At 39.5% G+C, this 24221-nt stretch carries 28 protein-coding genes; 12 read left to right on the top strand and 16 right to left on the bottom strand.

Annotated features, from left to right (window positions below; all coding sequences use genetic code 11):
• Positions 1-145 precede the first annotated feature (145 nt).
• The 7 genes from MHB65_RS09165 to MHB65_RS09135 form a co-directional block, all read right to left on the bottom strand.
• Positions 146-1315, bottom strand: coding sequence for a toxic anion resistance protein (locus tag MHB65_RS09165; protein ID WP_004229508.1), 1170 nt, complete (start codon positions 1313-1315; stop codon positions 146-148).
• Positions 1316-1382: 67 nt separating this feature from the next.
• The gene (locus MHB65_RS09160; protein WP_342443197.1) at positions 1383-1640 is read right to left on the bottom strand and encodes a hypothetical protein; all 258 of its coding nucleotides are present in this window, start codon (positions 1638-1640) and stop codon (positions 1383-1385) included.
• Between the two features lie 137 nt (positions 1641-1777).
• Positions 1778-3022 (bottom strand): ABC transporter permease, encoded by a 1245-nt coding sequence (locus tag MHB65_RS09155; protein WP_342443196.1) that lies wholly within the window; start codon positions 3020-3022, stop codon positions 1778-1780.
• Positions 3006-3911 (bottom strand): ABC transporter ATP-binding protein, encoded by a 906-nt coding sequence (locus MHB65_RS09150; RefSeq protein ID WP_205442656.1) that lies wholly within the window; start codon positions 3909-3911, stop codon positions 3006-3008. Before MHB65_RS09150 ends, MHB65_RS09155 begins: the two co-directional genes overlap by 17 nt.
• 13 nt (positions 3912-3924) lie before the next feature.
• On the bottom strand, positions 3925-4455 hold the full coding sequence (locus MHB65_RS09145) for a DUF2812 domain-containing protein (protein WP_205442655.1): 531 nt from the start codon (positions 4453-4455) through the stop codon (positions 3925-3927).
• A 76-nt stretch (positions 4456-4531) separates the two neighbouring features.
• Positions 4532-5068 (bottom strand): DUF2812 domain-containing protein, encoded by a 537-nt coding sequence (locus MHB65_RS09140; protein ID WP_342443194.1) that lies wholly within the window; start codon positions 5066-5068, stop codon positions 4532-4534.
• A gap of 1 nt (position 5069) precedes the next feature.
• Positions 5070-5384, bottom strand: a complete 315-nt coding sequence (locus MHB65_RS09135; protein WP_205442652.1) for a helix-turn-helix transcriptional regulator — start codon at positions 5382-5384, stop codon at positions 5070-5072.
• Positions 5385-5525: 141 nt separating this feature from the next.
• Between MHB65_RS09135 and MHB65_RS09130 the strand changes: the two genes are divergently transcribed.
• On the top strand, positions 5526-6125 hold the full coding sequence (locus MHB65_RS09130) for a TetR/AcrR family transcriptional regulator (RefSeq protein ID WP_342443193.1): 600 nt from the start codon (positions 5526-5528) through the stop codon (positions 6123-6125).
• Between the two features lie 56 nt (positions 6126-6181).
• On the top strand, positions 6182-7342 hold the full coding sequence (locus MHB65_RS09125) for an ABC transporter permease (protein WP_342443192.1): 1161 nt from the start codon (positions 6182-6184) through the stop codon (positions 7340-7342).
• 342 nt (positions 7343-7684) lie between these two features.
• On the opposite strand, the gene MHB65_RS09120 is transcribed toward MHB65_RS09125, so the two are convergent.
• Both MHB65_RS09120 and MHB65_RS09115 read right to left on the bottom strand, forming a co-directional pair.
• A complete protein-coding gene (locus tag MHB65_RS09120; protein ID WP_342443191.1) occupies positions 7685-7816 on the bottom strand; it encodes a hypothetical protein in 132 nt (43 codons plus the stop codon).
• A 196-nt stretch (positions 7817-8012) separates the two neighbouring features.
• On the bottom strand, positions 8013-8594 hold the full coding sequence (locus tag MHB65_RS09115) for a TetR/AcrR family transcriptional regulator (protein ID WP_342443190.1): 582 nt from the start codon (positions 8592-8594) through the stop codon (positions 8013-8015).
• Positions 8595-8749: 155 nt separating this feature from the next.
• Here MHB65_RS09115 and MHB65_RS09110 point away from each other — a divergent pair, with 155 nt between their 5' ends.
• Entirely contained in the window at positions 8750-9508 is a 759-nt protein-coding gene (locus tag MHB65_RS09110) for an SDR family oxidoreductase (protein WP_342443189.1), read from the top strand.
• A gap of 47 nt (positions 9509-9555) precedes the next feature.
• On the opposite strand, the gene brnQ is transcribed toward MHB65_RS09110, so the two are convergent.
• Together brnQ and MHB65_RS09100 are read right to left on the bottom strand one after the other, a co-directional pair.
• A complete protein-coding gene (gene brnQ / locus MHB65_RS09105; RefSeq protein WP_342443188.1) occupies positions 9556-10896 on the bottom strand; it encodes a branched-chain amino acid transport system II carrier protein in 1341 nt (446 codons plus the stop codon).
• Positions 10897-11063: 167 nt separating this feature from the next.
• Positions 11064-11816, bottom strand: coding sequence for an alpha/beta fold hydrolase (locus MHB65_RS09100; protein WP_004229542.1), 753 nt, complete (start codon positions 11814-11816; stop codon positions 11064-11066).
• 284 nt (positions 11817-12100) lie between these two features.
• Between MHB65_RS09100 and MHB65_RS09095 the strand changes: the two genes are divergently transcribed.
• Both MHB65_RS09095 and MHB65_RS09090 read left to right on the top strand, forming a co-directional pair.
• Positions 12101-12982 carry a LysR family transcriptional regulator gene (locus tag MHB65_RS09095; protein WP_205442642.1) on the top strand — a complete coding sequence of 294 codons (882 nt, stop codon included), beginning with the start codon at positions 12101-12103 and terminating at the stop codon, positions 12980-12982.
• Positions 12983-13072: 90 nt separating this feature from the next.
• The gene (locus tag MHB65_RS09090; protein ID WP_342443187.1) at positions 13073-13648 is read left to right on the top strand and encodes a DUF5412 family protein; all 576 of its coding nucleotides are present in this window, start codon (positions 13073-13075) and stop codon (positions 13646-13648) included.
• 107 nt (positions 13649-13755) lie between these two features.
• On the opposite strand, the gene MHB65_RS09085 is transcribed toward MHB65_RS09090, so the two are convergent.
• Both MHB65_RS09085 and MHB65_RS09080 read right to left on the bottom strand, forming a co-directional pair.
• Positions 13756-14547: a DUF1835 domain-containing protein gene (locus MHB65_RS09085; protein ID WP_205442640.1), complete on the bottom strand. Its 792-nt coding sequence runs from the start codon at positions 14545-14547 to the stop codon at positions 13756-13758.
• A 12-nt stretch (positions 14548-14559) separates the two neighbouring features.
• Positions 14560-15183, bottom strand: a complete 624-nt coding sequence (locus MHB65_RS09080; protein WP_205442639.1) for a LysE family translocator — start codon at positions 15181-15183, stop codon at positions 14560-14562.
• A gap of 215 nt (positions 15184-15398) precedes the next feature.
• Here MHB65_RS09080 and MHB65_RS09075 point away from each other — a divergent pair, with 215 nt between their 5' ends.
• The 6 genes from MHB65_RS09075 to MHB65_RS09050 all read left to right on the top strand — a co-directional run bounded on the left by MHB65_RS09075 (position 15399) and on the right by MHB65_RS09050 (position 20876).
• Positions 15399-15782 carry a sodium:proton antiporter gene (locus MHB65_RS09075; RefSeq protein ID WP_205442637.1) on the top strand — a complete coding sequence of 128 codons (384 nt, stop codon included), beginning with the start codon at positions 15399-15401 and terminating at the stop codon, positions 15780-15782.
• A 385-nt stretch (positions 15783-16167) separates the two neighbouring features.
• Positions 16168-17262: a glutamate 5-kinase gene (gene proB, locus MHB65_RS09070; protein ID WP_205442636.1), complete on the top strand. Its 1095-nt coding sequence runs from the start codon at positions 16168-16170 to the stop codon at positions 17260-17262.
• Positions 17263-17275: 13 nt separating this feature from the next.
• A complete protein-coding gene (locus tag MHB65_RS09065; protein ID WP_342443186.1) occupies positions 17276-18526 on the top strand; it encodes a glutamate-5-semialdehyde dehydrogenase in 1251 nt (416 codons plus the stop codon).
• 49 nt (positions 18527-18575) lie between these two features.
• The gene (locus tag MHB65_RS09060) at positions 18576-19460 is read left to right on the top strand and encodes a DMT family transporter (RefSeq protein WP_342443185.1); all 885 of its coding nucleotides are present in this window, start codon (positions 18576-18578) and stop codon (positions 19458-19460) included.
• Entirely contained in the window at positions 19460-20422 is a 963-nt protein-coding gene (locus tag MHB65_RS09055; protein WP_342443184.1) for a carbohydrate kinase, read from the top strand. Before MHB65_RS09060 ends, MHB65_RS09055 begins: the two co-directional genes overlap by 1 nt.
• A 64-nt stretch (positions 20423-20486) precedes the next feature.
• A complete protein-coding gene (locus MHB65_RS09050; protein WP_342443183.1) occupies positions 20487-20876 on the top strand; it encodes an RDD family protein in 390 nt (129 codons plus the stop codon).
• 130 nt (positions 20877-21006) lie between these two features.
• On the opposite strand, the gene MHB65_RS09045 is transcribed toward MHB65_RS09050, so the two are convergent.
• Both MHB65_RS09045 and MHB65_RS09040 read right to left on the bottom strand, forming a co-directional pair.
• Positions 21007-21690 (bottom strand): hypothetical protein, encoded by a 684-nt coding sequence (locus tag MHB65_RS09045; RefSeq protein WP_342443182.1) that lies wholly within the window; start codon positions 21688-21690, stop codon positions 21007-21009.
• A gap of 94 nt (positions 21691-21784) precedes the next feature.
• Positions 21785-22216 carry a GNAT family N-acetyltransferase gene (locus MHB65_RS09040; protein ID WP_342443181.1) on the bottom strand — a complete coding sequence of 144 codons (432 nt, stop codon included), beginning with the start codon at positions 22214-22216 and terminating at the stop codon, positions 21785-21787.
• Positions 22217-22342: 126 nt separating this feature from the next.
• Here MHB65_RS09040 and MHB65_RS09035 point away from each other — a divergent pair, with 126 nt between their 5' ends.
• Entirely contained in the window at positions 22343-22795 is a 453-nt protein-coding gene (locus MHB65_RS09035) for a MarR family transcriptional regulator (RefSeq protein ID WP_205442628.1), read from the top strand.
• Between the two features lie 44 nt (positions 22796-22839).
• Here MHB65_RS09035 and MHB65_RS09030 read toward each other — a convergent pair whose 3' ends face one another.
• Positions 22840-24195 (bottom strand): aspartate aminotransferase family protein, encoded by a 1356-nt coding sequence (locus MHB65_RS09030; RefSeq protein ID WP_342443180.1) that lies wholly within the window; start codon positions 24193-24195, stop codon positions 22840-22842.
• Positions 24196-24221 lie beyond the last annotated feature (26 nt).

Here is a 24221-nt window from a genome sequence, read left to right as displayed (position 1 = left end):
TATCATAATCACTATTTTGCTTTTTGTCAAAGAACATTTCCATCTTAGCGAATATTATGGCAAACCCTTGGAAAGAGCCTCTCTACCTGACTACACATTCCATATAAAAAGCCTCTTGCAACAATAGCTGCAAGAAGCTTGGGCCTTACATTTTTTTCAGTTTTTCATATTCCAACTGCAAACGTTCAATACGTTTACGACCTTCTTCACGGTTTCTTGCTGTTTCTGCTTGAATTTGCTTCGTTTCTTGAATACCAGCCATAATTGTTTGCCACGTTGTTTCAATCGTTTCGATTTTAATGCTTGGGCTACCAGCTTGACGTGCGATATTCACACTGTTCTTACTAATATTTTCAGCATTACGGACAAGCATTTCGTTCGTACGGCGGTCCAGTTCCACCATAGAATCCGAAATCAGCTTTTGACGCTTCAATGTGACTGCGTGGATCAGCCCTTGCTTAAAGATCGGAATCGTTGTGACAAAGGCAGAATTAATCTTGGCAATCAAATGATTGTTCCCTTGCTGCATTAAGCGAATTTGTGGTGCTGATTGGAAGGATACTTGTTGTGCCATTTCCAAATCATAGCGACGTTGCTCTAATAATTCCACAGCGCGAAGCATTGTTTCATATTCCATGGCTGCCAGTTGATCACCTGTTTGTGCTTTTTGCTCAAGTGCAGGTAATGATGCGCGAACCTCTTCTGTTTTTACTTCAATCGCAGCAACAAATTTACTTAATGATTGGAAGTAATTTAAGTTCTGATCATACAGATTTTCAAGGTCAATGGTATTACGCTTCATTTCCCCTTCGTATTTTTGGATTTCACGGTAAATGACATCCACTTCTTTATTCATGCTGTCATACTTAGATAAGAACCTTTCCAATTGCTCTTTTCCTTTGTTAAAGAGCTTGGAGATGAAACCGCCCTTTTTCTCTTCCGCAAAATCCTGTGGATCGAATTTATCCATAATTTTATTCAGGTTATTTAATAGCACACTCGATTCTTCCAGCTTACTAGCTTTCATCGTTGCGAGCATTTTATCTGAAAAGGTAGAAATGCCACTTGCTGTTTCTTTACCAAGCTCTAGCATGGCAATTTGATCTTTGACATCAATTTTTTGTGCAAGTGTATGAACCTCTGGATCTTGCTTTAACATCAGCTGATTTTGAGCGATTTGTGATAGCTCCTGCTCAGATACAAGTACCGGCTTTTGCTCAGGCGCCTGCTGTAAAAGTGGATTTGGCTGTAATAAAGGATTTTCTGAAGCGAATGGGTCCTTGGATTTTAAAAGATCATTGTTGAATTCAGACATACGTTTTACCCCCTGCAATTTATCTCTACTAAATACTTACGATTACCATGTAAAAAAGTTTCATTTTCTATAGTATGAAAAAATATGAGTCTGCTATACGATAGCCATTCTGGTGAAGCTTATATTGCAAGCTGTATTGGTTAGGGTGAGTATTATCAACAAAAATGTCCATCTCAGTACGATGGTGGAGAATTTCTTCTATTTCATTATTCATGGGACAAAGCTGCTGAAGTTTTTGAAAGAACTGCGCTTTTTCCTCAGGTGTTGCTATACGTTGATTTGGCGGGAGGGCAAGGAGCGCTTCCACCTCTGATTTAGCTAACATGGTCTCACCCCTTTGTTAAATTATAGCTTCTTTCTATGCAAAATTCGACTAATTCCGTAAATTCCTTTACATTGTTTGCTAACTGTGGCTTCTTGTGACCAAAAAAGCAGCTACATCATGATGTAGCTGCCCTAGTGTTATGTTGTTACCTTTAATACCGTTTTAATTTTTTGAATGACGCCGCCAGAGCTATATGTCAATACACTACGTTTATAGAACGATAAACTAAATAGGTATACGACAATAATCGTCGCGACTAAAATTCCTAATGAAAGTAACGGTACAATGCCACCGATATCTGTAGCGCCAATACGCATTGGCATGATCATACCAGAAGTTAGTGGGATATAAGAGAATATTTTAATGATAATTGTATCTGGATTACCCATACCTGTCAGCATAACATAGAAGCCAATCATTGTAATAATCATAGCAGGCATTAATACTTGACCCGCTTCCTCTACTTTCGAAACTAAAGAGCCAAATAATGCGCCAATGATGAGATACAAGATAACCGTTAACAGTAGGAATACGATGGCATAGATGACATAGCCAACAGACAATTCCTTGACAATACTAGCAGCCGCATCCCAAACCATTCCGCCTTTGATAAACTTCGCATAGATAAGGAACACTACTGCAATAATGCCCATCTGTGTTAAAGCGAGCAATAAAACCCCTGCAATTTTTGCTTTAAAATGTGTCGCTGGTTTGACACTTACTAAAAGCATTTCCATTGCTCGTGAGCCTTTTTCAGAGGCAATTTCAGTTGTAATCATCGATAGGAATGTAGAAATAAAGAAATAGATTAAAATCCCAACCGCATAGGAAACCACTAGCCCTGATTGCTTTTCTTCCTCACTTTTTCCACCTGCTGATTCCTCATTTAAGTTTTTCGTTGAAATCGTTGTTTGAGCCGCCATAATTTGTGCTGCTTGCTCAGACGATAACGATAGTTGCTGTACAGCATAATGCTGACCTGCATACTGTAATAAGGATGACAATGTAGATTGATCATTCAATTTTAATGGTGTGAACGTAGCAATTTCCGCATGTAACTGACCATTTTGATCGTTAATCGTCACAATAGCATCGAGCTTGCCGTCCTTCACTCTTTTTTCAAGGGCCGAAACATCTTTTTCATCCTGAATAAAGGCCATGTCTCCATTCGAGACAAAAATACCACTTAAATCGGCAGAGGTTTCATTGATAATCGCGATTTGCTGTGCTTCATCATCGCCTGTGAATAGCTCCTTAATTTCTGACCAGAAGACAGCCACAGACATGACAAGGACATATAAACATGTCATTAAAATAAAGGATTTTGATTTAATTTTAGCTTTGTATAATTGCTTCATTAGTAAACTAAACTTCGACAACATGGCCACCTACCTTATCTTTAAAGATTTCATCTAACGATAAATAATCTAAACTGAATTTTTCAATATACTTCCCATTGGACAGTTGCTCAAAAATACTTTGGGCAAAGCTTTCGTCTGCTAATGTAAGCACCGTTTGCTCCTTCTCTACGCGCACATCCTTAACACCCTCTAGTGCCAATAACTGTGTCGTCGACCAATCCGTACGAACAGCAAGCTTTGTTTTACCATATTGTTTCTTTAAATCTAGTAAGCTTCCAGAAAATAAAGAAATACCTCGTTTTAATAAGCACAAATGATCACAAAGCTCCTCGACATTGTCCATTTGGTGACTGGAGAACAAAATGGTCGTGCCCTGCTTTTTCAATAGTAGAATCGCATCCTTTAGTAAATCTTTATTGACTGGATCTAGCCCACTGAATGGTTCATCTAAAATTAAAAACGCTGGTTTATGGATGAAGCTTGCAATCAGCTGTACCTTTTGCTGATTCCCCTTTGACAGTGTTTCTGCCTTATCCTTGCGTTTTTCTTCTAATTCAAATCGTTGAATCCAAAAATCAATTTCCTTTTTCAGCTCTGCTCGTTTCATGCCACGTAGCTCGCCAAAAAAGTAAAGCTGCTCCTCCACCTTCATCGTCGGGAAAATACCACGCTCCTCAGGTAAATAACCAAGGACATCTCGGTTAATGGCATTGACTGGCTGGCCATCCCAAGTAATCGTCCCCGCCGTCGTCTCCTGTAAATCTAAAATCATTCGGAATGTCGTCGTTTTCCCTGCACCGTTTTGACCAATTAGACCGAAAATTTCACCCTTTTCAATGGTAAAATTTAAATCATCCACAGCTGTAAAATCCTTGTACTTCTTTGTAACATGCTGTAACTGTAACGTCATGTTGTCATCCTCCTTATCCTTCAAATATATGTAAGTCTTGTTTCAAGCCTTTTTTACGATTTTCATTTTTTACTATAGGAATGAATAGCAGTAAGGCTACGATCAAATTCATGCACCCTACACTCGTGTTTATAGGTCCTACAGCAGATTCTCGTAAACCTAGCGATAGATTATAAATACCCATGATTAAATTTAACAGTAACACTGTGATAAAAATGCGATTCATTGATTTGATATAGTTAATTTTCGAGGAAGCATCCGTAAATATCTCAAAAGGGCCCTCTGATTTTGGTTTTCGATAATAGGCCCATCCACCGAACTTGGACACACATTCGATATTCATAGCGTCTAGAAACTCAAAATAATCCTTCGATTTTCTATTAACAAATTCATTTCGATAAATATATTGTCCTGGTGTGCCTTGTTCAAAAACAAAGTAACCTACGACTGTTTTTTTCAGATTCCACCCCCGATCTGCCATGTCATTGACCCATCGTTCTTCCTTTTCGAAATCCATAAAAAAACGATACACTCTTTTTTTCATTTGCATCACCCCAACTATAAAGTTACGCTTCCTTTTTCATTATTTTCTGATTTCCCGGAAAATAATAGACGCTTCGTTAATCCGAAAATACATTTAATTCTCTCTTTAATCGATTACGTATACGCATAAGCTTATAGAATGGGAGGGCGAATAATACAACAACCACAAGATTCAGCGTATTTAACGCGAAACCAACCCAGTCTGTTGTTTGCTCCGAAAAATCACCAATTAAACCGATGAGACCAATGAACAAATTAAGAAGAATAAGAGAAAGCAGGATCATCATCTTTTTTGACAGGTTACCAATCTTCGTTTTTTTATCTGTATACAGCTCAAATGGACCTTCCTGTGCTGCCTTTCTAAAAAACACAAAATTGCCAGAACGATCTACTTGCTCAATGCCAGAGGATTTGAGAAATTCGAGATAATCCTCTTCATAATGCGTACCGAACCGCTCTAATTCATCATGGCGATAAATATAGCTATTTGGTTCTCCACGTTCAAACGTAAAGCGAATCCATGTGAATTTTTTCAAATGCCAGCCCTGACAAGCCATGTCATTGACCCACTTCTCTATTGCATAGGGATTAATCATCAATCGATATTTATGCATATTATTCAACTCCTCTCGTTATACGGATACCATTGTCAAAAAGTTCCCTTAATCTCAAAATTTCATATTCAACCATTGTTTTTCCAGTTTCGGTAATCATATATTCTTTCTTTCTGCCATCCTCATCGAGCGCCTCTATCCAGCCTCGTTCCAGCAATGTTTTAATTGCGCCATATATGGTACCTGCCCCTAAACGCACTCGCCCATTGCTCATTTCCTCCACCAATTGCATAATGCCATAGCCATGCCTCGCCTCATATAATGCTAATAAAATATAATAAACGCCTTCTGTTAATGGCGGATGCTCCTGTGTCATTCAAATCCTCCTCTATATCGCCTATCAATATATCGTCAGTCGATACATTTAAAATATATCAGCAGTCGATATAATTGTCAACGCTCATTTGTGATGTTGCAGTTCATCTTACACTATGCTAAGATGTAAGTAATTACTTGCATGGAAGGAAGTATATTTTTGACAACGAAAGGAACTGCACAACGAATTATCGAAGCTGCTCTACAATTGATTAGTGAAAAAGGCTATACAGCTGCAACTACCAAAACCATTGCAGAATTAGCAGGTGTCAATGAGGTCACTCTTTTCCGTCATTTTGGCAACAAACGTGGTTTATTAAAAGCCATCATTGAGCAATTTTCTTATTATCCTCTTCTACAGCAGGAGATCACTCAAAATGTAACGTGGGAATTAGAAAAGGATTTATTAAGTTTCTCATTGAAGCATTTTCATTTTTTAATGTCAATTAAAGATTTTGTCATGATTGGCTTTAAGGAATCCATTCAGTTTCCTGAAATTAGTGAGGAAATCGCCAATCTCCCACTCCTCATCAAAAAGGAGCTTATTCACTACTTTCAAGAGATGCATCAGCAAGGAAAAATAAGAGAAGTTGATTTTGAAGCAGCAGCGTTATCGCTAATTGCTTTGAACTTTGGTCATTTTATGTCACGTGCTCAACTTGGAACAATCGTGTCTGACCTACCAACTGAAGAACTTTTGCAAACTAGTGTTGCTATTTTTTCTAGGGGACTCGTTTCCTAGAAAAAATTTTTCTAATCAATGCAAGTAAGTACTTACTTAATTAGGAGGAATAAAATATGACAGGTTTACAAGCATTATTGCGAGTTCGTGAAACCTATATCGGCATTATTGCAACCATTGCCTTTCAATTAATCTTCTTTACGATTTGGATGACTGCCTATGATAGTGTCAATGAAAGAGCGGAACAGTTAAGCATTGGCCTTGTTGTGGAAGATACCGCGATGGGGCAACAGGTAGCACAGAACATCAAAGGCTCCATCCCCTTTTCAATGGAGGACTATTCATCAATGAAGGAAGCAGAGAGTGCATTAAACGAACGTCAAATTAATATGATTATGCAAATTCCCACTGATTTTACAAATCAAATACAAGCAGGGAAAGAGGCAGAAATTATTTATGCGATTAATCAAGCCAATGCAAGTGTAGCGAAAAATATGATGGAGGGCGTAGCAAAGCAATTAACAGATGAGATCAATCAAGCCCTTTATCCAATGCAACAAAATCAAGCAGTTGAGGCCTTTGCTCAACAATTTGCTCAGCTTCCCTTCGAGCAACAAATTACCACTTCTGTCAAAACGACTGTAATGAATGTCAAAGACCATGCCGTCGACGGAACCATTGTTAAAACCAATGATGTGAAAGGATTTGCCGCAAACTTTGTGCCACTTATGGTCATCATCTCCTCCTTCGTGGGCGCGATGGTCATGATTATGCAACACCAGCAAGCAGCACAGCTCGTTCAAGAAAGCCTATCAAAATGGCAATTATTCCTCGCACGACAGCTACTCAATGTGGGCGTAGCCTTTACATTGCCATTACTAACAATTGGGCTGATGCACCTTTTTGATATCGCTAGTCAAGAAAGCCTGCTGTCGATATATTTCTTTCAAGCTGTGATGTATCTCGCTTTCCTTAGCTTGGCCCAAGTATTTGTCATCGCCTTTGGGAATTTAGGGATGGTATTTAATATTTGTGCCCTTTCACTCCAATTAGTAACATCAGGCGTCCTTGTACCAAAAACCATGCTATCTGAAGGTTACAAGCAAGTCGCTGCCATGCTACCAGCCACTTATGGAGCAGATGGCTACTACACAATTATCTTTGGTGGTAGTACCGATAATCTCCTGCAAAACAGTAGCTCCTTATGCATCATCATCTTCGTGACACTAGCCATCGCTACGTTGATCGTCACATTCAAGCCTGCCCCCGTTCGATAATTTGATAGAAAAGAGAAGGTCTACAAGTTGATGTAGACCTTCTCTTTGGGTGGGTTATCCGCTACTTTTTCAGTTTTATCCTTCAATTTGCGCGTTCTATCCGCTACTTTTCCTGTTCTATCCTTCAATTCTGGCGTTCTAACCACTACTTCTCACTCTATCCTTCACTTCAAGCGTGCTATCCTCTACTTTTCCTGTTCTATCCTTCAAATCGAGCTTTCTATCCACTACTTCTTACTCTATCCTTCAAATTGTGCTTTCTAACTACTACTTCTTACTCTATCCTTCACTTCAAGCGGGCTATCCGCTACTTTTCCTGTTTTATCCTTCAAATCGAGCGTTCTAACCACTGCTTCTTACTCTATCCTTCACTTCAAGCGGGCTATCCGCTACTTTTCCTGTTCTATCCTTCACTTCAAACGTTCTATCCTCTACTTTCTCTGTTCTATCCTTCAATTCTGGCGTTCTAACCACTACTTCTTACTCTATCCTTCACTTCAAGCGGGCTATCCGCTACTTTTCCTGTTCTATCCTTCAATTTGAGCGTTCTAACCACTACTTCTTACTCTATCCTTCACTTCAAGCGTTCTATCCGCTACTTTTCCTATTCTATCCTTCAAATCGATCTTTCTATCCACCGCTTCTTACCCTATCCTTCACTTCAAGCGTGCTATCCACCACTTCTCACATTCTTCAAAATAGCTGCTAGCTGCTGATTTAACATGGTCACACTATCGCTGAAATCGCCACGATACCATTGGATGATGAGACCGATGATGGCGTTTGCTTGATAGGCGCTATAATAGTCAATCGAAATATGATCCTCCATTTGATGTATGCGATGTGTGGTAATATCTCGTTTTAGCAAGGAATAAATGCCATCAAAGAGCATGTAATAGTAGGTCAGCGGAACATTTTTAGAAAAGACAATACGGTAAAACATTTTAAAGCGTTCAATATGATGAAAAATACGGATTGTATTGGGATCTAATTGATTGGTGTCCAGGGTGGTCACGGCTCGATAGGGTTCTTCATAGGATTGATATAAATCCTCCATAATTTCCTGAAAGTATTCTTCAAAGAGCCCCTCTTTTTGCTCGTAGTGTAAATAGAATGTGCCCCGATTGACCTTTGCTTCTCTACAAATTTCTGCAATGGATATTTGCTCCAAAGGTTTTTGGCTAAGCAAGGTCAATAAGGCATCGTGGAGAGCTTGCTTCGTTTTAATAATTCGTAAATCCGTTGTACGCAATTTTTTCAGCTCCTTATTAAACAGTTTGTCCAAAGGTGTTGATTACTCAACACTTCCCGTTTTTTTGCATATTGAAATCGCTTTCAACTTTATTATATGATTTTAATGAACAGATGTTCAATAACTAATGAAATTACCATGAGGAGGTCTTTGAGATGAGATTAGAAGGTAAAGTAGCCATTGTGACAGGTGCAGCTTCAGGTATGGGGAAAGCTATTGCAGAAGGCTATGCAAAAGAAGGCGCTAAGGTTGTCGTTTCAGACTTAAATTTAGAGGGTGCTCAAGCGGTTGTGGATGGTATTCAAGCGGCTGGAGGGACAGCATTTGCCATTCAAACAAATGTCGCATCAACAGAAGACTTACAACGTTTATTTGATGAAACGAAAACGAATTATGGTCAATTAGATATTTTAGTCAACAACGCGGGTATTATGGATGGTATGGAGCCAGTTGGGGAAATTTCTGATGAACGATGGGAAAAAGTATTTGCAGTGAATACAACAGCCGTTATGCGTTCTATGCGTATGGCAACAGAAATTTTCCTTGCACAAGGACACGGTGTCTTTGTCAATAATATTTCTGCTGGTGGCTTATATGGGGCACGTGCAGGAGCGGCTTATACAGCTTCCAAACATGCAGTTGTTGGTTTAACAAAAAATACTGCGTTTATGTATGCGGATAAAAATATTCGCTGTAATGGTATTGCGCCAGGAGCAGTGATGACCAATATCGCCTCTTCTATGACAAATATGAGTCAAACGGGTGCTGCACGCCAAGCACTTGGTCTATCCATTAATCCGCGTGCTGGTCAGCCAGAAGAAATCGCTCAATTAGCTATTTTCCTAGGCTCAGACGAAGCAAGCTTTGTGAATGGACAAGTGATTGCCGTGGATGGTGGCTGGACAGCTTACTAATCCATTAAAAAACACGCACAGAGACATTTTCTGTGCGTGTTTATTCATTAGATAACTTTTCGAGAAGGCATCAGGCTTCCAATTACCGCACCAATTAGTGCAGGTAATATCCATCCTAAGCCGACATCATAAAAAGGCAGCATTGTGGAATAGTACTTCTCTACAGCGTCTAAAACACCTAACTTCGCGCCTGGCACACTTTCAACCAAGGCTTTATAGCCATCAATTAGGCTAATGAAAAATGTAAAAATCATCGCAATGGCATACACTGTTTGCTTATTCCTAAAGAAGGCTGAACTTAGAGCAAGCAAAATTAAGACGATTGCTAATGGATATAAGAACATTAAAACAGGGATCGCAAATTGGATGATATTGTTTAAGCCAAAGTTTGCAATCATAAAGGATACTGCACACAATAGGAACACAAACCATTTATAGCTGATTTTTGGAAATACTTCGTGGAAAAATTCACTACAAGACGTAATTAAACCGATACTTGTCTTTAAACAAGCCAGTACGATGATGACCGCTAATAAAATAGCTCCAAATGAGCCGAAATAATGATCGGCCACTGCGGCAAAGATTAAACCACCATTATCAAAAGTCCCGACAGCATTAATACTAGAAGCGCCCATATACGTAATGAGACCATAAATCAGCGTCATTAAAGCCATCGCAAAAATACCTGATGTCCATGTAGCCTTGGCAATTTCTCTGCGATCTGTAATCCCTGCACTTTTAATGGCATGAATGACAACAATCCCGAAGGCCAGTGATGCTAGGGCGTCCATCGTATTATAGCCCTCTTTAAAACCTGTCATAAAGGCTGCATCCCTATAATCACCGATAGGCTGCTGGAAATCGCCCATTGGCTTCGTGATGCTTGTAATAATTAAAATAAATAATACAACTAAAAATGCAGGCGTTAAATATTTGCCGATATAATCCATTATTTTCGCTGGATTTAAAGAGAAATAGTAGACAATCGCGAAAAATACAAAGCTAAATACAGCTAGTAGTAGCGTTGCATGCTGTGCTTGAATATATGGCTCAAAGCCTACTACAAAAGGTACAGTTGCTGTCCGTGGGATAGCAAAGAATGGACCGATTGTTAAGTACAATGCCAATGAAAAGATGATGCCAAATAGAGGATGAACACGATTGGCTAGATCTCGTAAACCATTACTACCTGATAAGCCAATCGCCAAAATTCCGAGGAATGGTAAGCCGATAGCAGTCACTAAAAATCCGATTAATCCAAACCAAAAATTAGTCCCAGCAAATTGACCCATTTGAATAGGAAAAATGAGGTTCCCCGCTCCAAAATACAGTCCAAATAACATTGTTCCAATGACTGCGTAAGTTGAAAAAGGTATTTTTTGTTGCATAATTGATGTGCTCCTTAGAAGTTTTAAACTATAGCAAATTATTTTAATCGAATGATTTTTCACTACAATTTCATCATGTTATCAAGCATTTATTATAATTACAATAGTTTTTTCGTTTATCCAGAGAGATTCAACAAAAAAAGAGCTGCCTGCTGACAGCCCCCTCCTTAGTTTGCAACTGACCATTCAATATGATCTAAAAATTTGTAAACATCTTCATACACTTTATCGCGTTCTTTATCTAATGTAATAATGTGACCAGAATTTTCATACCAAATGATTTCTTTGTCATCTGTTTCTACCGTATTTAAAATAAAAGGTGCGCTTTCTTGGTAGAGGTCATCATCTAATGAACCTTGTAACACAAGTGTTGGTGCTTTGATTGTTGATAATTCTTCGCGTGTTTCCGTTGTTAAACGTGTTACGCCATCCAATGAATCTTTTGGTGAAATACGTAATTCATGTAATTCTGAAATAATTTGATCTTTTGATTTATTTTCAAAGTGTTTATATAAACGAGCATAGTGGTACAGACGTGTGAATAAGCCTTTTGAATTATCACGTGTAATCGGTGCACACATCGCTACACATGCTTTTACTGGGAATGTCTCTGCCACTTTTAATGAAAAGACGCCTCCAAGTGAAATCCCAACTACAGCGATTTCTTCATAGCCTTTCTCTTGTAGGAAGTTATATCCTTCTACTACATCGTTCCACCAGTCTTCTGGTTTTGTTTCTAATAATGCTTCTGGTTCTACACCATGCCCACTATAGATAGGTGCATGCACAGTATAACCGCGTTGAGATAAAAATTCTCCTAGCTTTTTCACATCTTTTGTGCTACCTGTGAATCCATGCAGTAATAGTACGGCTTTATTGCCTCCCTCGATTGTTAGAGGTTGTGGCTTTGTTAACTTCATTTTATGATATCCCCTTCACGGAAATTGATAATTGTGTATTTTATGTGTCTATCTTATCACCCTTTATTCATAATGTACAATTTATAGTTTTTATCAAATCAATGTGTATTGTGCATGAATGATGTCAACTTAACGGCTGTACTATCACACTTTCAGCTACTTAACTTTTCCATTCTGCTAAATAATTGCAACGTCCTTTTAAAATTTTTTTGCTCCCTATACTTCCCGTCTGTTTCCCGTTATAATGCAGATAACTTAAAAATAACGAGAAAAGAGGTGAAAAAATGGAGTGGCAACAATTAGAATATTTTGTAACCGTTGCAAAGTTAGAGCATATGACACGGGCTGCCGAAGCATTAGCGATTTCACAGCCAGCACTTAGTCGTTCAATTTCAAAGCTGGAGGAAGAATTAGGTGTACCGCTTTTCGACAGACAAGGGCGCTCGATTATGCTAAACCGATATGGAGAACTGTTTTTATATCGTGTACAGCGAATGCGTAAAGAATATGAAAAGGCTGTTTTAGAATTACAGGAGCTGAATAATCCAGAGCTTGGAGAAGTATCACTCGGTTTTTTACATACACTTGGAACGAGTATTGTACCGGACTTGATTCGCGCTTTCCGTCAGAAACACCCCCATATCCGTTTTCATTTCACACAAAACTACTCCCATTCACAGCTAAAACAATTGCTGGCGGGTGAGTTAGACCTGTGCCTACTAGCTGCGATTGATACAGAGCCGCCAGTTTGCTGGAAGGAATTATGGCGAGATGAGCTCTTTATAATGGTCCCGATTGACCATCCGCTTGCCGATCGTAAAAGCATCAAAATGAAAGAATTGGAGCATGAAAGTTTTGTCTTAATGAAAAAGGGCTATGCACTACGCCGCTCTGCTGATCGCTTATTAAATGCTGCGGGCATAAAGCCTAAAATTTCTTATGAAGGTGACGAAGTATCGACCATCGCTGGATTTGTTGGTGCGGGGCTTGGCGTTTCCTTGCTACCAGATGATGAGGATTTAAACCCGAAAAAAATCGTTAAAATCCATGTTGAGGATATGGTATGTGAACGCATTATCGGCATGGCCTGGATAGAAAATCGTTATTTACCACCATCTGCACGTCAGTTTAAACAATTTGTTTTCGATTTTTATGACAATAAATAGAAAGAGCGAGTAACAACATCATCTAGATGTCCATGTTACTCGCTTTATTTTCTAAAAGGCACTGTTTCACCATACTAGGGAGGTAATAATTTGAATTTATTACTTAATACATTAGGTTTCTTTGTATTTTTATTTACCTTGATCGTATTGTTCATTTTTGTTATCAAATTAATGATTTTCTTTTTTAAACAGAAAAACTTCCCTAAAAAAACACTAACAGTACTATTGACAGGTTTAGTCCTGTTTTTGGGAATATTTATGTATATCCAATATTTTTTTACGTTTAGTACTTTAGATAAAAAAAATACGCAAAAGGTGCCCGAATCAGTGTCATCTCCTACAGGAAAATATACAGCGCACGCTTATTATGAACCATATGGTGGTGCAGGTCCAAGTGGTGGTGTTCATGTATGGGTAGAAATTTCAAATAATAAAGCTCACACAAACAAAATCGTCTATTATGCAGAGGCAAAAAGTCAATTCTCGATGAAATGGCTAGACGAAGAAAAATTATCCATTGTTAATAAAGAGCCTAATTATACCAATTCAAATAGAAGTATAGTATTAAGTATTGATAAAGAGATTTATCATGAAAATGGCTTGGCTTGTCAAAGTTTGTTGATGAAAGCTGAATATGAAAAGTGCTATCAACATGAAAACGATTAAATTAATAGCCGTACACCCCAACTTGAACCAACAGCTTCATGCATTTGGAACAATAAAAAATCAGGCTTTGTGCGCCTGATTTTTTATTGTTCATTCATTTAAATGTATTAAAGTAATTTAACCTGATAGGAAAAAATATCCGATGTATCGCCTTTCATTGCAAATACGCCTTGTTCAACGAGCGTTAGCAAGCGATACTCTACAAAGTCATTTCCTACATAATGGACAAATGTTTCAAATGTCTGTGCCAAAATATGCGTGGGCATTAGCCACTCTTCATTGTGCTGTATATGCAAATTTTTTGCACTGGCGATAATGTAGGCATCCATTGCATCTTCCTCTACATGATGCAATCGTTCATTTTTCCACAGGCGTAGTGTACCTGGCTGTTCTATGATGTGTGCCCATTCCTTAGCGAGTTGCTGACATTCTTGCACAGAGAATCGTTTGGCACTAGGGCGGAGCTTCATTAGCATTTCTGAGGAAAGTTCTCCTGTATGGCGAATGTCCATATTGGGTTGAATACTCTTCATTGCCTCTGTTGCATCAATGCCATACACCATACTGCATTTATGAATTAACTCACTCATTACATAGCGCAGTCCAATTTGTTCATGGGTGTTGTGACTATACCAAATCCATACATCCACATCGCAGGGTAAATTGGCGATTTTCTTCTTCCAGTTTTCATACATATCATCGTACAATTGCTGGTCATCTTCATCCAAAATATGCGTGGCTAACCAAGTTTTACGTTCGTCAAAGTTTTGAAGAGGTCCAATCGAGAGATCGTCATGGACACTTAGAACTGATTCATTTCGCTGCAAACGATGTTGACGAATTGCAAGTTTCATAGAACCCTGTGTTGCTAAGCTAAAGGTAATATGTAAAATAGCCATGTCCATTCCTCCCTACTGTTTGCTGATAGCAATTTGTATTCCAATAAATGTAAATAAGATACCTTGAACCGTATTCAATCGCTTAGCAATCGCAGGTTTCCCGATAATGACTTGTCTAACTTTCCCTGCAAATATACTAAACAATGAAAATAATACAAGTGCTTGTATTAAAAATACAATACCCAAAATAAGCATTTGAAACGCCACATGTCCTTGCGATGGATTGACAAACTGTGGTAACAGCGCTAGGAAAAATAACGATACTTTAGGATTTAAAATATTCATTAATATTCCTTTTTTATATAATTTAATATAAGCTTGCGTATTTTGCTGTTGCAACGTAAACGGGTCTCCCTTAGCACGAAAAGATTGCCAAGCTAAATATAATAAATACGCTGCTCCTGCAAATTTAACGATTGAAAAAATAATAGTCGATTGATAAATAATCGCAGAAATACCGAGTACTGCTGCACTAATATGAACAAGTAGGCCCGTGCATAATCCAAGTGATGTCGCAATACCCGCTTTTTTATCCTGTGTAATACTTTGGGCAAGCACAAATAAATTATCGGGCCCTGGCATAATGGTTAAAATAATCGCAGCCCCTAAAAACGCAAATAACGTTGAGATTTCCAAAACTTTCCCTTCCTTCAACTTCTTTTAAAAAACTATTTACATTATACTACATGACGTTGTTCACACTAGATGTAAGTTTATGACTTTATCCAAAACTTTTTTTGAATTTTCGTTTCACAAATTATGCTCGTTCAAGCGATACTTTTCTCCCCTAATCCATTATAATAGTAGAAACTCATGATAAAATAGATAACTTCCATAAGAGGTGATTGATAATGGCAGTAAGTGATATTGTTTCGCAATATGAGGATGAGCATGGACAGGTGTACTATAAAATGAAATCCCATGACATTGAGGTGAAGGCCACCCAGAACGCTGGTTTAGCTCCTGTCATCACGTATTGGATGGCAGACAAAGAGATTACGGATTCCATTCGAAATTTACGCTTCAGTCCACGTGCCCCATCTAGCTATATTCAAGATTATGAAGAATTTCAAGCAATGCTTTATGCGAAAGAGCAACGAGCCATTAACCAGCTTTATGAACAAATGAGCATCAAACCAAAAAATATGTCCTCTGGGAAACAAGTCATTTGGAGCTTCTTTGTCATTGTGTTGGCTATGCTTCCCCTTTTCATCGCGATTTGGTGGTTTAAATAATCGATTAGGTTGCCTCTTCATCATTTTAGTGCATCCCTTTCTTAATTTATCAAAACTTTCAAGTAATTTATCCATTCAGCTTGACAGACTAATAGAAGTAGTGCATCCTTTAGTCAATAGATGAGAAAACGAACGAAGATCAGTAGTTAGCCACTGCTTGAAAAGAGAGCGATGCCCATCGGCTGCAAGGCATTGTACAAGAAAGACTGATGAAACCTACTTCGTGAATCGTCCTAGCCAAACTAGGCGCAGTCTCTAGCGTTATGAGAAAAGTGGAATGTCGCATGATATTCAATGTAGGTGGTACCACGGAAGGCAAGTCTTTTCGTCCTAATTTTTAGGATGAGAAGGCTTTTTTTGATTCAGTAATGATGGAGGTAGTGAAATGGAGAGAAAAAGGATCGTTGTTAAAATTGGCAGTAGCTCTTTAACGAACGCAAAAGGTGAAATCGATAAAGTTCGCTTAATGGACCATGTACAGGCAATTGCCGAATTAAAAAAACTGGGACATGAAGTTTTACTTGTCTCGTCAGGTGCCGTAGCGGCGGGCTTTAAACAACTTGGCTACCCTGCTCGTCCTGTGACGGTGAAAGGAAAGCAGGCAGCTGCTGCTGTAGGACAGAGCCTACTCATTCAAACGTACAGTGCTTTATTTAGTATTTACGATATCATGCCTGCCCAGATTTTACTGACACGCACGGATTTTTCTAAAAAAGAATGCTATAAAAATGCCTATGCCACTTTCGAGGAATTATTAGAACGATCAATGCTACCGATTATTAATGAAAATGATACTGTGTCTATTAGTGAGTTAACCTTTGGTGATAATGATATGCTGTCCGCACTCGTAAGTGGGCTTGTCCATGCCGATCAGCTCATCATTTTAACTGATATCAATGGCCTTTATAATGCCAATCCCAATAAAAATCCAGAGGCAGAGCGCATTGATCGGTTAACAGCCATTACGGATGAGCTGTTAAGCTTTGCAGATGGTACAGGGTCAAAGGTTGGCACGGGTGGCATGGCCTCTAAGCTACTGGCAGCACGAACAGCGCTACGTGCAGGAGTGAAGGTATTTATTGGAACAGGTCATGGTGCACAGAAGCTCGTCGATATTTTAACAGGACATGGTGATGGCACGTATGTGGAGCATGATGAGCTTGCCGTGTTAACAAATCATAAACAGTGGATTGCACTTACGGAAGTTTCTGGTAAAATTTTTATAGATAGTGGCGCTGAACAAGCTTTAATGGACAATGGCAAAAGCCTATTACCTGCTGGCGTCTATCGTGTTGAGGGTGATTTTGTCAATGGTGATGTTGTAGAAGTCTATAGTGAGAAGGACTTATTAGGACGTGGCGAAGTGCTGTACTCCTCCCAAGAGCTTATCTCTGCCATGGGAAAACGGACAGATACATTGTCGAAATGCCCTATTGAGGTGATTCACCGAGATAAGTGGCTGAAAATTCAAACAAATTAAGGAGGAATGACAAATGACAAATGAAATTCAAGAAAAAGGACAACGCGCTAAGGCCGCAAGCTACGTGTTAAATATTAAAACGACCTGCGAAAAAAATGAAGCACTGAAAAAAATTGCTGAACAGCTATTAATCGATCAGCATGACATCATGGCTGAAAATGCCAAGGATTTGGCACAGGGTGAGCAACAAGGCATGCCTGCTTCTACGTTGGATCGCATTATGCTCAATGAAGAGCGTATAGCGGCAATGACAGATGCCATTCATTTACTCATCTCCTTAAACGATCCAGTAGGCACAATTGTTGAACGTATTGATAAAGACAACGGTCTACGCATTGAAAAAAGAATCGTGCCACTTGGTGTCATCGGTATGATCTATGAGGCTCGACCAAATGTCACAGTCGATGCAGCGACACTTTCTCTGAAAACGGGCAATGCAGTCATTTTGCGCGGAAGCTCCTCCGCTAAGTATTCAAATATCGCTCTTGTCGCAAGTATTCATCGCGCACTTGCTAAAACATCCATCCCTACCGATGCTGTGCAATTAATTGAGGATACCAGCCGCGAAACAGCTAAAGAACTATTTCATTTAAAAGAGTACTTAGATGTACTCATTCCTCGTGGTGGCAAAGCCCTGATTGATTTAGTTGTCAATGAAGCGACTGTCCCTGTACTCGAAACAGGTGCGGGCAACTGTCACATTTACGTGGATCAAATGGCGGATTACATAAAAGCAGAAAAAATCTGTCTGAATGCTAAAACACAGCGTCCTTCTGTTTGTAATGCAGCAGAAAGCTTACTCATTCACCCTGCTTGGTTTAAAGAACACGGTGGCCAGCTTTTAACGTCCCTTCACAACGCAGGCGTAACGATCATCGGTGATGACCAAGTATGTCAGCGTTTTGAAGCTGCCCTTCCAGCTACGGAGGATGATTATGCGACAGAATACCTTGACTTAAAAATAAGTGTTAAATTGGTAGAGAATGTCTATGAAGCTATTGAGCATATTCATTACTTTGGGACGAATCATTCAGAGGCCATCATTACAGAAGATCAATTAACTGCCGAGACGTTTTTAAACAATGTCGATGCAGCAGCAGTGTATCATAATGCCTCTACCCGCTTCACGGACGGCTTTGAATTTGGCTATGGAGCAGAAATCGGCATTAGTACGCAAAAGCTACATGCCCGTGGGCCAATGGGCTTGCCTGCATTAACATCAACAAAATATGTTATTCATGGCAACGGCCAAACTCGTGAATAGATGGATTACTTACTTAATAGTTTAATAAAAAATAGAAGGAAGGTTTCGTATGAACATCTCAGCAATCATTAAACTAACAGTCTCCATGGCGCTGTTTGGTTCCATCGGCTTTTTTACCGTTCATACTGGTATTCCCGCTACAGAGCTTGTCTTTGTTAGATGCATTTGCGCAACCCTCTTTCTAGGTGGCATGTGGCTCATCACGGGTGGACATAAAACAGAGGTTTGGGATAAGAAAGAAATTCTCCAAACACTTATTTGCGGTGTCTTTATTGTGTTAAACTGGGTATTTTTATTTAAAGCTTTTGAAGAAATGTCCATTTCAATTGCCATTTCCATCTATAATTTAGCCCCTATATTTGTGTTAATTTTAGGCGCTGTTTTTTTGAAGGAAAAAATGACCATTCAGGCACTTGTAGCAACAATCACTTGCTTTATCGGTAGTATTTTTATCATTGGTCTCAATAATTTTGTGTCGTTATCAGAGTTTATGCAATCGGGCTTTGTCTGGGCATTACTGTCAGCAGTATTTTATGCCCTCACCATGCTAACAAGCAAAACCATTACGAAGCTTAGCTCCTATGCGTTAACCTATATTCAAACAACGGTTGGAATCGTGATACTACTTCCTTTTATCGACTTCTCGCTGTTTGATGGATTAACGACAAGCAATTGGTTTTATATACTTGGCACAGGCTTTATTCATACAGGATTTGTTTACTATTTATTTTTTGATAGTATACGCAGTCTTTCTACCATTCTTGTATCCGTATTAGTTTTCGTCGACCCTGTTGTCGCCATTTTACTAGATATGCTACTGCTTGATTTTATGCCAAGCTTTATGCAAACGATGGGGATCCTTCTCATATTTGCTGGTATTTTTTATACGATTTATGTTCCGAAGAAAAAGCGGCTACCACAGGAGGTCTCATAATGGGCAAGCTCTTCACAATTGGGGAATTATTAATTGACTTTACACCGACACAGCAACGCGGCTCCCTTGCCAATATCGAGCATTTTACTAAACATGCAGGAGGAGCCCCTGCCAATGTAGCCGCTGTCTGTGCAAAGCTAGGTCAACAGGCAACTCTTCTCACACAAGTAGGTCAGGATGCCTTTGGTGATTTCCTGATTAAAACGTTGCAGCAAGCAGGTGTAGATACGCAGTTTATTCGTCAAACAACGGATGCCGAGACAAGTCTTGCCTTTGTTTCATTAAACGAACATGGCGATCGAGATTTTCAATTTTATCGCCGACATGCTGCAGATCTCTTGTACAAACAGGAATACCTCCCCTCACAGCTATTAACAGCGCAAGATATCGTTCACTTTTGCTCTGTTAATCTTGTGGAGAGTCCTATGAAGCAAGCACATCTTGCCTTTATTGAGCAGGCACATCGAGCAGGGAGCCTCGTATCCTTTGATCCGAATGTGCGCCTTCCTTTATGGCAGGATGAAGCTGCGTGTCGTGAAACCATTTTAGCCTTCTTACCTAAAGCCCATATTGTCAAGCTTTCAGAGGAAGAGCTATTGTTTTTAACTGCACTAGAAGATGAACAAGAAGCTGTCCAAATATTATTCCGGGAGCATGTAGCCATCATCATCATTACACATGGCGCTGCTGGGGCTACTTTATATACGAAGAAGCATCATGTGAAGGCTCCTGCTGATAAGGTACAAACCGTTGATACAACTGGGGCTGGTGATGCATTTATAGGCGCTATTTTAAGCCAATATCTTCATCATGGACTATCGGTGGATCATGTGGTGGCCTATTGCGAGCAGCATGCGATGTCACTGCTATCTTTTGCAAACCGTTATGCAGGCATTTCGACAACCAAGCATGGGGCGATTCCCTCCTATCCTGTACTATCGTTAGATCTGAATCTAGAGTAAATCGAAACTTTTTGTCCTTATTGTTCGTATGTACTAGTGACAGGTCAATTAAAGGAGGACTTATATGGAATCGATAACAAAAAAACGCACAGCAGCATTTTTAATCGATACAGCTATTTCAACGGCTGTCACGTTTGGTGTTGAACACTTCCTACGAAAAAAAGTGAAAAATGAGGCTGTTCATGCACTTGTTACGCCAACTGTCGTATTGTGGGCACTAGAATATGCACAACTTCGTAAAAATGGACAAACCATTGGCTACAAAGCAATGGGATTAACACTTGAAAATGAAGATGGTCGTCCATTATCAGAAGGGCAAATTATGAAACGCATGGCTTATCGAGACACCATCAGTACGTTTGATTATCTAAAAGATCGCCAAGCCTTTGAGCAACAGCATGGACAACGTCTTCCTCATGACAGCTTTGCTGGTACAGTTGTAAAGGAAAAATAAATGAAAGCTGCCTAATTAGATTGGGCAGCTTTCTTTAATTGGAGCATTTTGCTATAGTGTTAATCTTCCTTATCGCCTGAATCATTATAAAAAGTAGTAAGGAGTTATACTGCCTCTTTAGAGAAGTACGCTAATCTTTCGCAATAAACTGCTGTATATCATTCGATAAAATCGCTTTTTCTGAAGGAAACCAAAAATAAGTAGTGCCATCAAATTGGATGCCATATTGAAAAGCAATGGCTTCGTCTGTATAAAGGAGTACATCATAACGACTTGTATCACCATTTGGTTCAAAGGATGGGGCTAGTTTACTGTTGGCTAAAATCGACTGTATAGCTTCCATGTCAGACGGGTCTGTATAGCTAGCCGTTTTTCGATTGCCTTCTTCCAGAGAGAATGTGTAAAATTCTATTTTCTTCACTTGTGCTAATGGAACCTGATCAAAATGCCGTCGTGGCGGAGCCTCATCTCTTACCATATAAATTCGATAGCCATTAATCACCGACTGATCCTCTACCGCAATGGCATCGTCAAGACCCTTTATCGCATAAAGCTTCGTTCCTTTCTCATGAAAGGCTGCATCGCCATCCTTAAAACGATAGGAGGTCCTTTTGATCTGATCAGCCACTTTAAAATTAACTTCCCCTATTTCCTTATCAATGAATGAACGATCGGCTAACGCTACTTCATAAACAGCTTCATATTGTTTACCATCCCATTTGATTAAATCGACCCATTCGATTATGACTTGACTACCGCAAGCAGTCAGCAACAAACACATGGCACAAAGGAATATCCATTTCTTCAACAACATCCCCCCTTTTTAGCAGTAGACCCAAGCAACAATTGAAAAGTTACAAAGTATTCCGCCAATCTGGAACGTTAGTGAAAAACGGTGATTTCATCCATTACCAGTATTTTTTCATTAGAATATGGGGAATGCCACAATCCATAAATTCTTCGCCTTCACGCTGATAGCCTAATTTTTCATAAAAACCCTCCGCATAGGACTGGGCATTTAATTTTGCTTTTGTTAGTCCTTTATCTCGTGCAATTTGCTCTAGGCCCACAATAATCTCCTTGCCAAGGCCAAATTTGCGGTATTCTTCCAATATACAAATACGCTCTAATTTGCCATAGCCCTCCACAACTCGAAGTCTACCTGTTCCAACAGGTTGCTCATTGTAATACACCAAAATATGGTCGCATGGAGCATCTAGCGCATCAAATTCATCATACTCTTCTTCCTCAGGCACTTGCTGCTCTTCAATAAAAACGTTTCGTCGAAAATCGAACGCTGTTTGTAATTCCGCTTCAGTTGTTACTTTTTTTATACGCATAAACTAATCCTCCTAGTTTCTCCTGCCTTATCATCTTCCCTAGGTGCAATTTCACTTCGAAGATGATAGTATTAGTATAGAACGATTTTTATTGCAATTACAATAAAAATCTCAGGAGGATCGAACATGAAAGAAATCTTACGTGAAATAGGTGCCATTGCACGGGCATTGGACTCAATTAGCAATATTGAATTTAAGGAATTGGATTTGACGAAGGGGCAATATTTATATGTCATCCGTATTTGTGAAAATCCTGGTATTATTCAAGAAAAGGTCGCAGAGCTATTGAAGGTGGATCGTACAACGGCTTCACGGGCTATTCAAAAATTGGAGACCAAAGGCTTTATTGAAAAACGGATTGAACAAGGCAATAAGAAAAATAAATTACTCTTTCCAACAGCCAAAAGCATGGACATCTATCCTTTTTTAAAACGGGAGGGCGAATATTCCAATGCTCGTGCGCTTGAGGGATTTTCCAATGAGGAGATGGACAGCATTCACAGTCTACTAACACGTGTGTTGCATAACATTGAAATTGACTGGGAAGAGGTAAAGAAAGGGCATAAACGACAGTATTAAAGGCGATCCCATGTGGTTTATCGCACACTTGGAATCGCCTTAAGCTAGACATTGGCTGCGAATACTCTTTTTAATACAGCAACCATAAAGTCAAAGTCCTCGTCTGTACAGCAAAGCGGTGGACTTAACGTAATGATATTATTGAAACCTTCGACTGTATCACCATTTCTTCCAACAATTAAGCCATTTGCTTGACAATCAGCCATAATTTTCGCTACAAGCTCCGGCTTGGCAGGTGTTTGAGATTGTTTATCTTCGACCAGCTCGATGCCAATGAGTAACCCAAGCCCACGTATATCGCCAACGAAGGGCAGCTCTAATAAGTCTTGCAAATCATGTAGGAATTGAATTCCTAAATCTCTTGCTCGTTGCACAAGTCCTTCTTCTTCCAGGATTTTTATATTTTCTAAGGCCACTGCACAAGCTGCCGGATTGCCGCCAAATGTATTAATATGGCGGAAATGACTATAGCCGTCTGTCTCTTTAAATTTTTCATAAATGTCTTTGCGTATCGCTGTTATGGATAAAGGTAGGTAGGCACTCGTTAATCCTTTCGCCATCGTAATGACATCTGGTCGAATGTCGAAATGCTGATGGCCAAATAACTTCCCTGTCCTTCCAAAACCACATATGACTTCATCCATGATGAGTAATACCCCATGCTTTCTACAAATACGCTCCACCTCTTTGACATAAGTAGGATGTGGAATAAGCACTCCTCCACCAGTGATGAGTGGCTCCATAATCACAGCCGCAATCGTTTCTTTTTGCTCCCAAATAATCTTTTCTTCCATTTCTCGGGCAAGTGCTAAGCTGTATGCCTCAATGGACTGCCCTTTTGGACGACGATAGTGATCAGGTGGAGCAACATGTAAGAAGCCTGGTGTCAACGGCTCGTACTTAAATTTACGTAATGCCTGACCTGTAGCAGCTAAGGCCCCAAGTGAACTGCCATGATAGCCCCGATAGCGAGCAATGATTTTGTAGCGGTTCCCTTCCCCATTTTGTTGATGGTATTGACGTATTAACTTAAACGCCACCTCATTCGCATCTGAGCCACTATTGGAATAAAACATCATATAGTCATCATCTAGTAAGCTGTTAATTTTTTCAGCGAGTCTGATGGCAGGTTCATGGCTTTGTGTTAGGGGAGCATAGCAGAGCTTTTTCAGCTGCTCATACGCAACCTTAGCAAGACGCTCACGCCCATACCCTACATTCACTGCCCATAAGCCTGACATGCCATCTAAAAAGCGATTGCCTAAACTATCTGTAATCCATGCCCCTTCTCCCTGTTCAATAATGGGCGGTGCTTTGTCGTTGTGCATGGACATGTGATGCCAAACATTTTCATGATCTTTTTGTTGTAAAGTATGTGTAAACTGATCATTTCGCTCCATATCATGACCTCCAATCGTCTATCATC

It is taken from the genome of Lysinibacillus sp. FSL K6-0075 (assembly GCF_038592945.1).
Lineage (GTDB): Bacteria > Bacillota > Bacilli > Bacillales_A > Planococcaceae > Lysinibacillus > Lysinibacillus fusiformis_F.
The sequence above is the reverse complement of the archived record's forward strand: the minus strand, read 5'-3'. Positions and strand labels throughout refer to the sequence as shown.